The sequence below is a fragment of the Bradyrhizobium macuxiense genome (genome assembly GCF_007993935.1).
In the GTDB taxonomy this organism is placed as follows: domain Bacteria; phylum Pseudomonadota; class Alphaproteobacteria; order Rhizobiales; family Xanthobacteraceae; genus Bradyrhizobium; species Bradyrhizobium macuxiense_A.
In genome coordinates this window covers 370,136-384,993 of record NZ_VITY01000005.1, presented here as the reverse complement: position 1 = coordinate 384,993, position 14,858 = coordinate 370,136, and the positions used below count along the sequence as shown (strand labels likewise).

General features: G+C 64.8%; 12 protein-coding genes. 7 read left to right on the top strand and 5 right to left on the bottom strand.

What is annotated here, in order from left to right:
• The first annotated feature begins 33 nt into the window (after nucleotides 1-33).
• The 3 genes from carB to FBZ93_RS16210 all read left to right on the top strand — a co-directional run bounded on the left by carB (nucleotide 34) and on the right by FBZ93_RS16210 (nucleotide 4,917).
• On the top strand, nucleotides 34-3,498 hold the full coding sequence (gene carB / locus FBZ93_RS16220; RefSeq protein ID WP_146986902.1) for a carbamoyl-phosphate synthase large subunit: 3,465 nt from the start codon (nucleotides 34-36) through the stop codon (nucleotides 3,496-3,498).
• Nucleotides 3,499-3,694: 196 nt separating this feature from the next.
• Nucleotides 3,695-4,168, top strand: a complete 474-nt coding sequence (gene greA / locus FBZ93_RS16215) for a transcription elongation factor GreA (protein ID WP_089025704.1) — start codon at nucleotides 3,695-3,697, stop codon at nucleotides 4,166-4,168.
• A 353-nt stretch (nucleotides 4,169-4,521) separates the two neighbouring features.
• Nucleotides 4,522-4,917: a DoxX family protein gene (locus FBZ93_RS16210; RefSeq protein WP_146986901.1), complete on the top strand. Its 396-nt coding sequence runs from the start codon at nucleotides 4,522-4,524 to the stop codon at nucleotides 4,915-4,917.
• 120 nt (nucleotides 4,918-5,037) lie between these two features.
• Here the strand turns inward: FBZ93_RS16210 and FBZ93_RS16205 are convergent, their stop codons facing one another.
• Complete coding sequence (locus tag FBZ93_RS16205; protein ID WP_050402725.1) at nucleotides 5,038-5,517, bottom strand: Lrp/AsnC family transcriptional regulator; 480 nt, start codon at nucleotides 5,515-5,517, stop codon at nucleotides 5,038-5,040.
• Between the two features lie 283 nt (nucleotides 5,518-5,800).
• Between FBZ93_RS16205 and trxB the strand changes: the two genes are divergently transcribed.
• The 3 genes from trxB to FBZ93_RS16190 all read left to right on the top strand — a co-directional run bounded on the left by trxB (nucleotide 5,801) and on the right by FBZ93_RS16190 (nucleotide 9,136).
• Nucleotides 5,801-6,766 (top strand): thioredoxin-disulfide reductase, encoded by a 966-nt coding sequence (gene trxB, locus FBZ93_RS16200; protein WP_146986899.1) that lies wholly within the window; start codon nucleotides 5,801-5,803, stop codon nucleotides 6,764-6,766.
• A 2-nt stretch (nucleotides 6,767-6,768) separates the two neighbouring features.
• A complete protein-coding gene (locus FBZ93_RS16195) occupies nucleotides 6,769-7,689 on the top strand; it encodes a LysR family transcriptional regulator (RefSeq protein ID WP_028344089.1) in 921 nt (306 codons plus the stop codon).
• Nucleotides 7,690-8,215: 526 nt separating this feature from the next.
• Nucleotides 8,216-9,136: a 4-hydroxy-tetrahydrodipicolinate synthase family protein gene (locus tag FBZ93_RS16190; RefSeq protein ID WP_146986898.1), complete on the top strand. Its 921-nt coding sequence runs from the start codon at nucleotides 8,216-8,218 to the stop codon at nucleotides 9,134-9,136.
• A 105-nt stretch (nucleotides 9,137-9,241) separates the two neighbouring features.
• On the opposite strand, the gene FBZ93_RS16185 is transcribed toward FBZ93_RS16190, so the two are convergent.
• Nucleotides 9,242-11,695: a heavy metal translocating P-type ATPase gene (locus FBZ93_RS16185; RefSeq protein ID WP_146986897.1), complete on the bottom strand. Its 2,454-nt coding sequence runs from the start codon at nucleotides 11,693-11,695 to the stop codon at nucleotides 9,242-9,244.
• Between the two features lie 65 nt (nucleotides 11,696-11,760).
• Here FBZ93_RS16185 and FBZ93_RS16180 point away from each other — a divergent pair, with 65 nt between their 5' ends.
• Complete coding sequence (locus FBZ93_RS16180; RefSeq protein ID WP_050424929.1) at nucleotides 11,761-12,036, top strand: metal-sensitive transcriptional regulator; 276 nt, start codon at nucleotides 11,761-11,763, stop codon at nucleotides 12,034-12,036.
• A 272-nt stretch (nucleotides 12,037-12,308) separates the two neighbouring features.
• Here the strand turns inward: FBZ93_RS16180 and ychF are convergent, their stop codons facing one another.
• The 3 genes from ychF to FBZ93_RS16165 are packed head-to-tail and all read right to left on the bottom strand — an operon-like array spanning nucleotide 12,309 to nucleotide 14,852.
• A complete protein-coding gene (gene ychF / locus FBZ93_RS16175; protein WP_074128000.1) occupies nucleotides 12,309-13,406 on the bottom strand; it encodes a redox-regulated ATPase YchF in 1,098 nt (365 codons plus the stop codon).
• 53 nt (nucleotides 13,407-13,459) lie between these two features.
• The gene (gene pth, locus FBZ93_RS16170; RefSeq protein WP_146986896.1) at nucleotides 13,460-14,071 is read right to left on the bottom strand and encodes an aminoacyl-tRNA hydrolase; all 612 of its coding nucleotides are present in this window, start codon (nucleotides 14,069-14,071) and stop codon (nucleotides 13,460-13,462) included.
• Nucleotides 14,072-14,126: 55 nt separating this feature from the next.
• Nucleotides 14,127-14,852, bottom strand: coding sequence for a 50S ribosomal protein L25/general stress protein Ctc (locus tag FBZ93_RS16165; protein WP_050424926.1), 726 nt, complete (start codon nucleotides 14,850-14,852; stop codon nucleotides 14,127-14,129).
• Nucleotides 14,853-14,858 lie beyond the last annotated feature (6 nt).

Below are 14,858 nucleotides of genomic sequence, written 5' to 3'. Positions count from 1 at the left end.
TTTTTGTGCCCAAATTCCAGTCCGCGAGAGCTGATGCCCAAAAGAACCGACATCTCCACCATCCTGATCATCGGCGCCGGTCCCATCGTGATCGGCCAGGCCTGCGAATTCGACTATTCCGGCACGCAGGCCTGCAAGACGCTGAAGGAAGAGGGCTATCGGATCGTCCTGGTCAATTCGAACCCGGCCACGATCATGACCGACCCGGAGCTGGCGGACGCCACCTATATCGAGCCGATCACGCCCGAAATCGTCGCCAAGATCATCGAAAAGGAACGCTACGTCCTGCCCGGCGGCTTCGCGCTGTTGCCGACCATGGGCGGCCAGACCGCGCTGAACTGCGCGCTGTCGCTGCGCAAGCAGGGCACGCTGGAGAAGTTCGACGTCGAGATGATCGGCGCCACCGCGGACGCGATCGACAAGGCCGAAGACCGCCAGCTGTTCCGCGACGCCATGGAGAAGATCGGGCTGCAGACGCCGCGGTCGCGGCTCGCCAACGCCTCGGCGCTGAAGAAATCCGACCGCGACAAATACCTCGCCGATCAGGCCAAGCTGTCCGGCGCCGAGCTCGAAGCGTTCGAGCGCAAGTGGGAAGCCGGCGAGAACGAGCGGCGCAAGCGCTACCAGCAGCAGGCCCTGGCCGAGGCGCTGATGGCGCTGTCCGACATCGGCTTGCCCGCGATCATCCGTCCCTCCTTCACGCTCGGCGGCACCGGCGGCGGCATCGCCTACAACAAGGAAGAGTATCTCGACATCATCGAGCGCGGCCTCGATGCCTCGCCGACCAACGAGGTGCTGATCGAGGAATCCGTTCTCGGCTGGAAAGAGTTCGAGATGGAGGTGGTGCGCGACAAGAAGGACAATTGCATCATCATCTGCTCGATCGAGAACGTCGATCCGATGGGCGTGCACACCGGTGATTCCATCACGGTGGCGCCGGCGCTGACGCTGACCGACAAGGAATACCAGATCATGCGCGACGCATCGATTGCGGTGCTGCGCGAGATCGGGGTGGAGACCGGCGGCTCCAACGTTCAGTTCGGCATCAATCCGGACGACGGCCGCATGGTCGTGATCGAGATGAACCCGCGCGTGTCTCGTTCTTCGGCGCTGGCGTCGAAGGCCACCGGCTTCCCGATCGCCAAGGTCGCAGCCAAGCTCGCGATCGGCTACACGCTCGACGAGATCGCCAACGACATCACCGGCGGCGCCACGCCGGCCTCGTTCGAGCCGACGATCGACTACGTCGTCACCAAGATTCCGCGCTTCGCGTTCGAGAAGTTCCCCGGCGCTTCCTCCACGCTGACGACCTCGATGAAGTCGGTCGGCGAGGTGATGGCGATCGGCCGCACCTTCCAGGAGAGCCTGCAGAAGGCCCTGCGCGGGCTCGAGACCGGGCTGACCGGCCTCGACGAGATCGACATCGAAGGCCTCGGCCGCAGCGACGACAAGAACGCGATCCGCGCCGCACTCGGCACGCCGACGCCGAACCGCCTGCTGCAGGTCGCGCAGGCGATGCGACTCGGCTGGTCGAACGAGGAGATCTTCAACTCCTGCAAGATCGATCCCTGGTTCCTCGCCGAACTGCGCAGCATCGTCGAGATGGAAGACAAGGTCCGCAGCAGCGGCCTGCCGTCGAATGCATTCTCGATGCGCATGCTGAAGGCGATGGGCTTCTCGGATGCGCGGCTCGCCGTGCTGACGGAAACCACCGAAGCCGACGTCACCGCCAGGCGCCATGCGCTCGGGGTGCGCCCGGTGTTCAAGCGCATCGACACCTGCGCGGCCGAGTTCGCCTCGCCCACCGCCTACATGTATTCGACCTATGAGCGGCCGTTCGCGGGCGAATTCGCCGACGAGAGCGCGCCGTCGGACCGCAAGAAGGTCATCATCCTCGGCGGCGGGCCGAACCGCATCGGACAGGGGATCGAGTTCGACTATTGCTGCTGCCACGCCTGCTTCGCGCTGGAGGACGCCGGCTACGAGACCATCATGATCAACTGCAATCCGGAGACGGTGTCGACCGACTACGACACCGCCGACCGGCTGTATTTCGAGCCGCTCACCGCCGAGGACGTGCTGGAGATCATCGCGACCGAGCGCACCAACGGCACGCTGCACGGCGTCATCGTGCAGTTCGGCGGCCAGACCCCGCTGAAGCTTGCCCGCGCGCTCGAAGCCGCCGAAGTGCCGATCCTCGGCACCTCGCCTGACGCGATCGACCTCGCCGAGGACCGCGACCGCTTCAAGCGCGTGCTCGACAAGCTCCGTCTCAAGCAGCCGAAGAACGGCATCGCCTATTCGGTCGAGCAGGCCCGCCTGGTCGCCGCCGATCTCGATCTGCCGCTGGTGGTGCGTCCGTCCTACGTGCTCGGCGGCCGCGCGATGCAGATCATCCGCGAGGAGACCCAGCTCAACGACTACCTCTTGGGAACGCTGCCCGAGCTGGTGCCCGCCGACGTCAAGGCGCGCTACCCGAACGACAAGACCGGGCAGATCAACACCGTGCTCGGCAAGAATCCACTGCTGTTCGATCGCTATCTGTCCGATGCGACCGAAGTCGACGTCGACTGCCTCTGCGACGGCAAGGATACCTTCATCGTCGGCATCATGGAGCACATCGAGGAAGCCGGCATCCACTCCGGCGACTCCGCCTGCTCGCTGCCGCCGCATTCGCTCGACGCCAACACCATCGAGGAGCTGGAGCGGCAGACCCGCGAGCTCGCGCTCGGCCTCGACGTCGTCGGCCTGATGAACGTGCAATACGCCATCAAGGACGGCGAGATCTACGTGCTCGAGGTCAACCCGCGCGCGTCCCGCACCGTGCCGTTCGTCGCCAAGGTGATCGGCACGCCGGTCGCCAAGATCGCGGCGCGGATCATGGCCGGCGAGAAGCTCGCCGACTTCAAGCTGAAGAAAAAGAAGCTCGGCCATGTCGGCGTGAAGGAATCGGTGTTCCCGTTCGCGCGCTTCCCCGGCGTCGACACCGTGCTCGGACCCGAGATGCGTTCGACCGGCGAAGTGATGGGCATCGATCGCTCGTTCGAGGTCGCGTTCGCGAAGAGCCAGCTCGGCGGCGGCACGCGCGTCCCGCGGCAGGGCACGGTGTTCGTCTCGGTGCGTGGTGACGACAAGATGCGCATCGCGGATGCGGTGCGGCTGTTGCACTCGCTCGGCTTCAAGGTGATGGCGACCTCGGGCACGCAGCGCTATCTCAGCGACAACGGCGTGCCGACGGAGAAGGTCAACAAGGTGCTCGAAGGCCGTCCGCACATCGTCGACGCCATCACCAATGGCGACGTCCAGCTGGTCTTCAATACCACCGAAGGTCCGCAGGCGCTGGCCGACAGCCGCTCGCTGCGGCGGGCTGCCCTCTTGCATAAAGTGCCATATTACACCACTCTTTCAGGCGCGGTGGCGGCCGCGCGGGGGATCCGGGCCTATCGGGACGGGGACCTTGAGGTCCGCACGCTTCAGAGTTACTTTTCCGAAAGCTGACCGCTGCCCGGGCTGAAGGCCCGAAGCGGTCAATTAGCCGAATGGCTGGAACTCACCGCGCGATTGGATGTTGTCACGGCCCTTAGCGGGGCCGAATATCACTGGGCTTCCGGGCGCGCGTGCGTCCTGATTCCTGCGTTAGCTGAACTGGATATTCCTGCAGGCCGCCGGGCGCGCAGGATGAAGGACGAAGATGATGGATAAGGTTCCGATGACCGCGGGCGGATACGCCGCGCTGACGGACGAGTTGAAGCGACGCCAGTCGGAGGATCGTCCGCGCATCATCGAACACATTGCGGAAGCGCGCTCGCATGGCGACCTCTCGGAAAACGCCGAGTATCACGCCGCCAAGGAAGAGCAGTCGCACAACGAGGGCCGCATCGCCGAGCTCGAAGACAAGCTCGCGCGCGCCGACATCATCGACATCTCGAAACTGTCCGGCGACACCATCAAGTTCGGCGCGACCGTGACGCTGATCGACGAGGACACCGAGAAGAAGGCGGTGTGGCAGATCGTCGGTGAGGTCGAAGCCGACGCCAAGAAGGGCCGCATCTCCATCACCTCGCCGCTTGCACGCGCGCTGATCGGCAAGAAGAAGGGCACCACCGTCGAGGTGATGGCGCCGGGCGGCGCCAAGGCCTATGAGATCACCAAGGTCGAGTGGCGGTAGTTACCTCGATGTGACTGGTGCAAAAAGGCCGCGTCCTGCACGCGGCTTTTTTTGTGCCCGCATTTTACCCCCTGTCTGACAGCAATGTGAGTGGAGAGCCGCGGCGCGCCATACTAGTGAGGCCGTGACATGTTTATGCAATATAATCATGTCGGGGGACTGCGGCTCGGCTGAAGATTGCGTCGCAATACGCATCGCAGCGCGTCACCGTGTCACTGGTGCGTTCTCTCGCAACTGCAATCGCGCGAGGAATGATTCCAGACGCTAGGTGTTGACATCACACTCCGGTGGCGAACACCGTGTGGTTCTGCATCGTGCAATGTTCCAGCGTGTCAATCAGGGGGTAAATGACAATGGACCAGATGTTTTCCAAGTTTCAACCGGTGGCGCTGAGCCTGTTTCGGTTCATCACAGGACTGCTGCTGTTTCAGTTTGGCGTCGCCAAGCTTCTCAAATTCCCTTCCGGGACGATGTTCGAGAAAGTCGAACTGTTCTCGTTGATCGGCGCAGCCGGCACTCTCGAATTGATCCTGGGCGGGCTGCTGATGATCGGCCTGTTTTCACGGATCGTGGCCTTCATCCTGGCGGGCGAAATGGCCTTCGCCTACTTCATCGGCCATTTCCCCAAAGGCTTCTATCCGCTGCTCAACAACGGCAGTCTTGCAATCGCGCTCTGCTTTGCCTGCCTGTATCTCGCGACCTCGGGCCCGGGCCCGATCAGCGTCGACGCCGCGATGGGCAAGCGGTAGCGCGCTCTCACCACGTCATTGCGAGCGAAGCGAAGCAATCCATCTGTCGACATATGCGGAGCGATGGATTGCTTCGTCGCTTCGCTCCTCGCAATGACGGCCGACGTGCTGTGTGCGGCGTCAGCTCGCCGCCTTCACGCCGAGCGGCACCGCGGCTTCGTATTTCGAGTTGTGCAGCACCAGCGACGTCCTGACGTTGCGCACATGCGGCGCGGCGGTCAGATGGGTGACGAAATCCTGGAACGTCGCCATGTCGGGGGCGACGCATTTGAGGATGAAATCGACTTCGCCCGACAGCATCCAGCATTCGCGCACCAGCGGCTCGGCGCGCACGAAATTCTCGAAGGCGCGCAGATCGGCGTCGGCCTGGCTCGACAGATGCACCGAGGCGAACACCGTGACGTCGTAGCCGAGGCGGCGCGGATCGAGCAGGCCGCGATATCCCTGGATGTAGCCTTCCTCTTCCAGCGCGCGGACCCTGCGCAGGCAGGGTGGCGGCGAGATCCCGACGCGTTTGGCGAGTTCCACATTGGTGATTCGGCCATCGGCCTGGATCTCGGCGAGGATTTTGAGGTCGATCTCGTCAAGGTTCTTCGACACGCGACTACGGTTCCCCTGGGGTTTGGAAGATTTGGCAGGTCTGCCGGCAACTCTCATAGCGCAGCCAGCCAGCATTGCGCAATTTTATTGCGCGTGCAGCGCATGATTTCGCGAATGTGACTTCAGTTCCGGGGAAAAATCGCTGCCATGGATTGCAAATCTTGCATAGCTTCCCAGATATCCTAGACTTGGATTTGACACTTTTGGCGCCGCCGTGACGCGTTTCCGGGGCGCTTCCCGCACAAGTCCCTGATCAAAATCCCCAAAAGAGAGGGATCTCAAAATGCCCGCGCCTACCCATGCCAAGGTCGTCATCATCGGGTCCGGCCCCGCCGGTTACACCGCAGCGATCTACGCGGCGCGCGCGATGCTCGAACCGATCCTGATCCAGGGCATTCAGCCGGGCGGGCAGCTCACCATCACCACCGACGTCGAGAACTATCCCGGCTTCGCCGATGTGATCCAGGGCCCCTGGCTGATGGAGCAGATGGAGAAGCAGGCGGCGCATGTCGGCACCAAGATCGTCACCGATCTCGTCAACAAGCTGGAACTCAGTCAGCGGCCGTTCCGCCTGACCTGCGATTCCGGCGACGTCTATCTCGCCGAGACCGTCATCCTCGCCACCGGCGCCCAGGCGCGCTGGCTCGGGCTGCCCTCGGAAGAGAAATTCCAGGGCGGCGGCGTCTCGGCCTGCGCGACCTGCGACGGCTTCTTCTACCGCGGCAAGGAAGTCGTGGTGGTCGGCGGCGGCAACACCGCGGTCGAGGAAGCGCTGTACCTGACCAATCATGCCTCGCAGGTCACCATCGTGCATCGCCGCGATCACTTCCGCGCCGAGCGCATCCTGCAGGAGCGGCTGTTCAAGCATCCCAAGATCAAGGTGGTGTGGGACTCCGCGATCGACGAGATCTGCGGATCGGAGAATCCGAACAAGGTCACCCATGTGCGGCTCAAGAACGTCAAGACCGGTGCCCTGACCGACCTGAAGACCGACGGCATCTTCATCGCGATCGGCCATGCGCCGGCGACGGAGCTCGTCAAAGGCCAGATCAAGCTGAAACCGTCGGGCTATGTCGAGGTGGCGCCGAACTCCACGGCGACCTCGATGCCCGGCCTGTTCGCCGCGGGCGATGTGGCGGACGAAACCTTCCGGCAGGCGGTCACCGCCGCCGGCCTCGGCTGCATGGCTGCGCTCGAGGCCGAACGCTTCCTGGCTCTTCGCGCGAGCGATCGCGCAGCGGCGGAATAATCATGGCACGATCTCGCGACGGATTTACGGATATGGATTGGGACAAGCTGAAGGTCTTTCACGCGGCGGCGGAGGCTGGCAGCTTCACGCATGCCGGCGAGCAGCTTGGCCTGTCGCAATCGGCGGTCTCCCGCCAGGTCAGCGCGCTGGAGCAGGAGCTCTCGGTCTCGCTGTTTCACCGCCATGCGCGCGGCCTGATCCTCACCGAACAGGGCGACCTCTTGTTCCGCACCGCGCATGACGTGTTCATGCAGCTGCAGGCGGCGCGCGCCAAACTCACCGACAGCCGCGAGCGGCCGAGCGGCGACCTCAAGATCACGACGCCGCCGGCGCTCGGCATCAACTGGCTGATCCCGCGGCTCGACGAATTCACCGCGCTCTATCCGGACATCCGGATCTCGCTGATCGTCACCGACGAGGATCTCGATCTGTCGATGCGCGAGGCGGACGTTGCGATCCGCACCCGCAAGCCGACCCAGCCCGACCTGATCCAGCGCAAGCTGTTCTCGATCGGCTTCCATGCCTATTGCTCGCCGGAATACATCAAGCGCTTCGGCACGCCGCGGACGCTTGACGATCTCGACTCGCATCGCATCATCATGCTCGGCGACTCGCAGGTGCCGCCGCATCTGCAGAACCGCAGCTGGCTGATCGATGCCGGCCGCAACGGCTCCGGTCCGCGCGAACCCTACTTCAAGGTCAACAACATCCTCGGCCTCGTGCGCGCCTGCCAGCAGGGCCTCGGCATCGCCGCGCTGCCGGACTATCTGGTCGAACAGAACAACCTCGTGCAGCTGTTCGGCGAGTCCGACTCGATCGCGCTCGACACCTACTTCGTCTATCCGGAAGAGCTGAAGACGGTGGCCCGGGTGCAGGTGTTCCGCGATTTCGTGGTCAGCAAGGCGCAGCGCTGGCCGTCCTGATTAAGCCGGCCTTATAGGGCCGGTTTATAGGGATATTCACGCTGCCCCCGGTCTCCGCATGACTGACATGCGACCTGGATAGTTGCTGCATGGCGTCGATGGGGATCATAGTGTTGCCACGCTGAGCGGTCGCGTCGCGCATATGTCCCCCTCCTCCAGTGGCGCGGAAGTTCAGTAATCCCTCTTGGAAGGTGATTGTGTCGGCCTCACGTGGCCAATACCTTAAGCCGGGCTCTGCTGAGCCCGGCTTTTTTTCATCGTTCCGTCCCTTCACCTCGACGTCATGCTCAAACGTGCTGCACGTCACGGTCAGCATGTGCATTGACAACAACCTCGCAGCGCAGCATCATTGCCGGATGATCACGACTTCGTGCGCCGCTCTCTCGTCGAAAAAAGCTCCCCTCCCGGGGACACGAGATCGCGCGCGATAAGATCAGCTTCGCATTCAACGATCCCGAAACCCCGCCGCCTGGACGGGGTTTTTTGTTGGTCCCGTCTCCGGCTTTGTCCCCTTAGGAGATGGAACATGACTGAGCTACACCAGCAATTGCAGGGCCTCTGGCTGCCTTTGATCACGCCGTTCCGCGACGGCGAACTCGACGTCACCTCGCTGCGCCGCCTCGTGCGACACTATGCCGGCGGCCCCGTCGACGGCTTCATTCTCGGCGCGACCTCCGGTGAAGGCATGGCGCTCAGCACCGATGAGCTGGAGTGGCTCGTCAGCGTCGTGCTCGACGAGCTTAGTGCCAACTCCCGCCATTTGCCGGTCTGCCTCGGGCTGTCAGGCGCTTCGACGGCCAGGATGAAGGAAACGCTGGACGACACGGCCGACTGGCCGATCAACGGTTATCTGATCGCGAGTCCCTACTACATCAGGCCCTCGCAACGCGGGCTCGTGCAGCATTTCAACACGCTGGCCGATCACGCGTCGTGGCCGATCGTGCTCTACAACATTCCCTATCGCACGGCGGTGAACCTCACCAACGAGACGCTGCTGGCGCTCGCGGAGCATCCGAACATCGCCGGCATGAAGGATTGCTGCGCCGACCGCGCGCAGTCGATCGACTTCCTCAGCCGGCGGCCGGCCGGCTTCCGCGTGCTGACCGGCGAGGATGCGCAGACATTCGACGCGCTCTCGGACGGTGCCGACGGCGCGATCCTGCTGTCGGCGCATCTGGAAACCGACACCTTCGCTGCGATCCGCACCCTGCTGCGGCAGGGCAAGCGCGACGCGGCACTGGCCGCCTGGCAGAGCGTCGTCGGCCTGACCAGGCTCTTGTTCGCGGAACCCAGCCCCGCGCCGGCCAAGCACTGGCTGTGGCGCCAGGGGCTGATCGATAGCCCCGAGGTGCGGCTGCCGATGGTCGAGGTGAGCGAAGATCTTGCAACCTGGCTCGATGCCGAGATGGAGCGCCGCGCGCAGTTGCTGCTGCCGCAACCCGCCTAACTCCCGTAGCCCGGATGCAGCGAAGCGAAATCCGGGGCCATCGTCACGTGGTGAGACCGGCCCCGGATTACGCTGCGCTTCATCCGGGCTACCGGTCTCGTTGGCTTAGTCCAGCTTCACCCGCGACAGCCGCAGCGCGTTGCCGATCACGCTGACCGAGGACAGCGCCATCGCAGCCGCGCCGACCATCGGCGACAGCAGGATGCCGAACAGCGGATACAGCACGCCGGCCGCGATCGGCACGCCGGCGGCGTTGTAGACGAAGGCGAACGCCAGGTTCTGGCGGATGTTGCGCATGGTCGCGACCGACAGTCGCCGCGCGCGGACGAGGCCCATCAGATCCCCGGTGAGCAGCGTGATCCCTGCGCTTTCGATCGCCACATCCGTGCCGCCGCCCATCGCGATGCCGACATCGGCCGCGGCAAGTGCCGGCGCGTCGTTGACGCCGTCGCCGGCCATCGCGACGGTGCGGCCCTCGCCGCGCAGCCGCTGCACGACCTCGCTCTTGCGCTCCGGCAGCACGCCGGCCTCGACCTCGTCGATGCCAAGCGTCTTCGCAACCGCGCGCGCGGTGGTCTCATTGTCGCCGGTCAGCATCACGATGCGCAGGCCTTCGGCGCGCAGCGCCTGCAGCGCGCTGGCCGCCGACGGCTTGACCGGATCGGCGATCGCGATCACGCCGGCAATGCTGCCATCGACGGCGACATAGATCGCCGTCGCGCCGCCGCGGCGCGCGGCCTCGGCAGCCTGATCCAGCGTTGCCGTCGCGATCTTCAGTTCGGCCATCAGCGCGGCGTTGCCGAGCGCGACCTGCTTGCCCTCGACCGTGCCGGTCGCGCCCTTGCCGGAAGGCGATGCAAAATCGCTGACGGCGGCGGGTGCGAGCTTGCGTTCCCTGGCAGATCCGATGATCGCCTGCGCCAGCGGATGCTCGCTGCCCTGCTCGACGCTGGCGGCCAGGCGCAGCAGATCGCTCTCGTCGACGCCAGCGGCGGCAATGACGCGCACGACCTTCGGCTTGCCTTCGGTGAGGGTGCCGGTCTTGTCGAGCACCAGCGTGTCGATCGCTTCCATCCGCTCCAGCGCCTGCGCGTCGCGGATCAGGATGCCGGAATGCGCGCCGCGGCCGACCCCGACCATGATCGACATCGGCGTTGCCAATCCGAGCGCACAGGGGCAGGCGATGATCAGCACCGTGACGGCGGCAACCAGCGCAAAGGTCAGGCGCGGCTCGGGGCCGAACACCGACCAGGCGATAAAGGCGAGCACGGCGGCGGCAATCACCGCCGGCACGAACCAGCCGGCGACGCGATCGGCGAGCCGCTGGATCGGCGCACGCGAGCGCTGCGCCTTCGCCACCATGTCGACGATCCGCGACAGCATGGTGTCGCGGCCGACCTTCTCGGCCCGCATCACGAGGCCGCCGCTCTGGTTGACGGTGCCGCCGATCACGCTCGCGCCCTCGGCCTTCGTGACCGGCATCGATTCACCGGTCACCATGGATTCGTCGATGACGGCGCTGCCCTCGATGACGACGCCGTCGACCGGCACCTTCTCGCCGGGACGCACGCGTAGCCGATCGCCGACCTTGATCGCGTCGATGTCGATGTCCTCGTCGCCATGCTCGGTGATGCGCCGCGCGGTCTTGGGCGCAAGGCCGAGCAATGCGCGGATCGCGCCCGAGGTCTGCGCCCGGGCGCGCAGCTCCAGCACCTGGCCGAGCAGCACCAGCACCGTGATCACCGCCGCCGCCTCGAAATACACCGCGACCGCGCCATGCATGTCGCGCAATGCAGGCGGGAACAGCTGCGGCGCCAGCGTGGCAACCACGCTGTAGGCATAAGCGACGCCGGTGCCGATCGCGATCAGCGTGAACATGTTGAGATTGCGCGTGCGCTTTTGATTAGGGCTTGATCCGGTCCGAAAACCGGGAAGCCACTTTTCGGGATCAAGCCCCAGCGACTGCCAGCCGCGCACGAAGAACGGCGCGCCGGCCCACAGCACGACCGGCGTGGCTAGCACGAACGAGATCCAGTTCGAGGTGGACTGCGGCACCAGATGCATCAGTCCGAGATGGCTGCCCATCTCGAGCACGAACACCGGCAAGGTCAGCGCGAAACCGATCCAGAACCGCCGCGTCATGTCGATCAGTTCAGGATCAGGCCCGTCGTCGAGCGAGACCTGCTCGGGCTCCAGCGCCATGCCGCAGATCGGGCAGCTGCCAGGACCGACCTGACGCACCTCGGGATGCATCGGGCAGGTGTAGATCGTGCCGGCCGGCGCCGGCGGCTCCGCCTCGCGCGGCTTGAGGTACTTCTCCGGCTCGGCCTCGAAGCGCTCGCGGCAGCGGCCGCTGCAGAACAAATATTCCTCGCCCTTGTAGCTGAAGCGGTGCTTGGCAGTCGCCGGATTGACCTTCATGCCGCAGACCGGGTCGGTCGCGAACGCAGCCTCGGCCGGCGCGGCGCCGTGCTCGTGCTTGCCGCCGCAGCAGGAATGCGCGGCCGCGCCGTGATGGTGATGATCCGCGTGCGAATGGTCGTGCTTTGCCTGTGCCACGAAACTCTTCCCGGCCGGGATCCCGGCCTCTTGATTTACATACCCTAGGGGGGTATATGAACCCTATGCGCGAAGAGATCAAGACATCCTGTTTAAAACGGCTCAAACGAATCGAGGGCCAGATCCGCGGCCTCGCCGGCATGGTCGAGGAGGATCGCTATTGCATCGACCTGGTGACGCAGATCGCAGCCGCGCGCGCGGCGCTGCGCCGCGTCGAGGAAGAGGTCCTGCGCGATCACGTGGCACATTGCGTGGAGCATGCGATCTCGTCGGGCGACAAGGCCGACCAGCGGCGCAAGATCGCCGAGCTGATGGATGTGATCGGCCGCGCGGATCGCTAGAACGCTTTTTAGCTGCGCCCTATCCGCATATTCAGCGTCGTCCCTGCGAAGCAGGGACCCATAACCACAGGACGTGGGGGAGAGCCGAAAGCGGCACCTCACATTCAGCGTCGTCCCGGCGAAGGCCGGGACCCATAGCCACCGTTGCCTGCCTTAAGGAAAAGCTGGGGCCACAGCGGCTCTAGTCACAGAGAGCTGTGGTTATGGGTCCCGGCCTTCGCCGGGACGACGTGGGGATAGAGCAGCGCTTCAAGCGCCGCTGAACATTGCAATCAGGTATTGAACCTGAAATGCATCACGTCGCCGTCGGCGACGACATACTCCTTGCCTTCAAGCCGCAGCTTGCCGGCATCGCGCGCGCCGGCTTCGCCATTGCCGGCGACATAGTCGTCATACGCGATGGTCTCGGCGCGGATGAAGCCCTTCTCGAAATCGGTATGGATCACGCCGGCGGCGGCGGGCGCCTTGGTGCCGCGGTCGATGGTCCAGGCGCGCGCTTCCTTCGGTCCGACGGTGAAATAGGTGATGAGGTCGAGCAGGCGGTAGCCGGCGCGGATCAACCGATCGAGCCCGGCTTCTTCCAGACCCAGCGTCTCCAGGAAGTCGGTACGCTCCTCGCGCGACAGCGTCGCGATCTCGGATTCGATCTTGGCGGAAATCACGACCGCGACCGCGCCCTCCTCCTTGGCGCGCTCGAACACCGCCTTGGAGAAATTGTTGCCGTCCTTGGCCGAGCCTTCCTCGACGTTGCAGACATAGAGCACGGGCTTGGAGGTCAGGAGCCCGAGCATGCGGAACGCACGCTCCTCCTCCGGCTTGCGCTCCATGCCGCGGGCCGGCTTGCCGTCGCGCAGCAACGCCAGCGCGCGGTTGACCAGCTCGAGCTGCTCCTTGGCTTCCTTGTCGTTGCCCTTGGCCTTCTTGGTGAGATTGTCGACGCGCTTCTCGAGGCTGTCGAGATCCGACAGCATCAGCTCGGTCTCGATGGTCTCGATGTCGGCGAGCGGCGCGATCTTGCCTTCGACATGGGTGATGTCGGAATCCTCGAAGCAGCGCACCACATGGGCGATGGCGTCGACCTCGCGGATGTTGGCGAGGAACTGGTTGCCGAGGCCTTCACCCTGCGAGGCGCCGCGGACGAGGCCCGCGATATCGACGAAGGTCAGCCGGGTCGGGATGATCTGCCCGGATTTCGCGACCGCTGCGAGCTTCTCCAGCCGCGGATCGGGCACCGCCACCTCGCCGACATTCGGCTCGATGGTGCAGAACGGATAGTTCGCCGCCTGGGCGGCCGCCGTCTCGGTCAGCGCATTGAACAGCGTCGACTTGCCGACGTTAGGCAGCCCGACGATCCCGCATTTGAATCCCATGTCTTCCTCTATCCATCTTCGTCATGTCCGGCCTCGCGCCGGGCACAAGGGGATCAGGCCGGCTCGCCGCCGTTCTCACCCTTGTCGAAAAATCCCTTGGCCTGCATCGTCAGATGCACCTTGTTCGCAAACGAGGCGTCGTGCCCCGCTGCCAGCAGGCCGGCATTGTCGGCGACGGCCTGGCACAAGGCCTCCACCCACGCCCGGTCGCTCTTGGCGAAGTCCGACAGCACGTGGCTGTGCACGAGCTCCTTGACGCCGGGATGACCGATCCCGAGCCGCACCCGCCGATATTCGTTGCCGATATGCGCGGAGATCGAGCGCAGCCCGTTATGGCCGGCGATCCCGCCGCCGATCTTGACCCGCACTTTGGCGGGCGGCAGTTCGAGCTCGTCCTGGAACACGGTGATGTCGGCGGGCGCGAGCTTGAAGAAGTTCGCCGCTTCCTGCACCGCGCGTCCGGACTCGTTCATGAAAGTGCTCGGCTTCAGCAGCACGACCTTCTCACGATCGACGACGCCTTCGGAGGTCTCGCCCTGAAAGCGACGGCGCCATGGTGCGAAACCATGACGCCGTGCAATCTCGTCGACCGCCAGAAAACCGATATTGTGCCGGTTGCTGGCGTATTTCGCGCCGGGATTACCGAGACCGACAAAAAGGCGCATGGCGCGGCATCCCACGTCGGCGCGCCATCAGGGGATCGCGCGCCGACCTGATCGATTACTTCTTCTTGTCGCCACCGCCGGCGGGAGCCTTGGCACCCGCGGCCGGAGCCGCAGCACCCGCAGCCGGAGCGGCAGCAGCCGGAGCCGCAGCACCCGCGGCCGGAGCCGCAGCGCCACCAGCAGCCGCCGCAGCCGCGGCCTTCTGCTCTTCGGCGTAGCCGGACGGCGGCACGATGGTAACCAGGGTCGCGTCCTCGCGGGTCAGCGACTTCACCCCCTTCGGCAGCTTCACATCGGAGAGATGCAGCGAATAGCTGATCTCGAGGCTGCCGACGTCGGCTTCAATGTATTGCGGGATGTTGTCGACCGCGCACTCGAGCTCAAGCGTGTGGGTGACAATGTTCACGGTGCCGCCGCGCTTGACGCCGGGCGAGGTTTCGCCGTTCACGATGTGCAGCGGCACGCTGACGCGGATGGTGGCGCCTTCGCCGAGCCGCATGAAGTCGACATGGAGCGGGAAGTCCTTCACCGGATCGAGGTGGTAGTCGCGCGGAATCACGCGATGCTTCTTGCCCTCGAGATCGATATCGAACAGCGTGGTCAGGAACCGGCCCGCCAGGATGCGCTGGCGCAGTTCACGATCGTCGACCGAGATGGTGACGGGGGGCTGGTTGTCTCCGTAGATCACTCCGGGAACTCTCCCGGCGCGACGCTCTGCCCGGGCGGCCCCCTTGCCGCTCTTCGGACGCGCGGTCGCCTTCAATTCCTTGACGGTCGCCATAGCGTT

Bases quoted from the DNA above. Each gene is read 5' to 3' on its own strand.
- carB (WP_146986902.1), top strand. From the start codon at position 34: ATGCCCAAAAGAACCGACATCTCCACCATCCTGATCATCGGCGCCGGT.
- greA (WP_089025704.1), top strand. From the start codon at position 3,695: ATGGATAAGGTTCCGATGACCGCGGGCGGATACGCCGCGCTGACGGAC.
- FBZ93_RS16210 (WP_146986901.1), top strand. From the start codon at position 4,522: ATGGACCAGATGTTTTCCAAGTTTCAACCGGTGGCGCTGAGCCTGTTT.
- trxB (WP_146986899.1), top strand. From the start codon at position 5,801: ATGCCCGCGCCTACCCATGCCAAGGTCGTCATCATCGGGTCCGGCCCC.
- FBZ93_RS16195 (WP_028344089.1), top strand. From the start codon at position 6,769: ATGGCACGATCTCGCGACGGATTTACGGATATGGATTGGGACAAGCTG.
- FBZ93_RS16190 (WP_146986898.1), top strand. From the start codon at position 8,216: ATGACTGAGCTACACCAGCAATTGCAGGGCCTCTGGCTGCCTTTGATC.
- FBZ93_RS16180 (WP_050424929.1), top strand. From the start codon at position 11,761: ATGCGCGAAGAGATCAAGACATCCTGTTTAAAACGGCTCAAACGAATC.
- ychF (WP_074128000.1), bottom strand. From the start codon at position 13,406: ATGGGATTCAAATGCGGGATCGTCGGGCTGCCTAACGTCGGCAAGTCG.
- pth (WP_146986896.1), bottom strand. From the start codon at position 14,071: ATGCGCCTTTTTGTCGGTCTCGGTAATCCCGGCGCGAAATACGCCAGC.
- FBZ93_RS16165 (WP_050424926.1), bottom strand. From the start codon at position 14,852: ATGGCGACCGTCAAGGAATTGAAGGCGACCGCGCGTCCGAAGAGCGGC.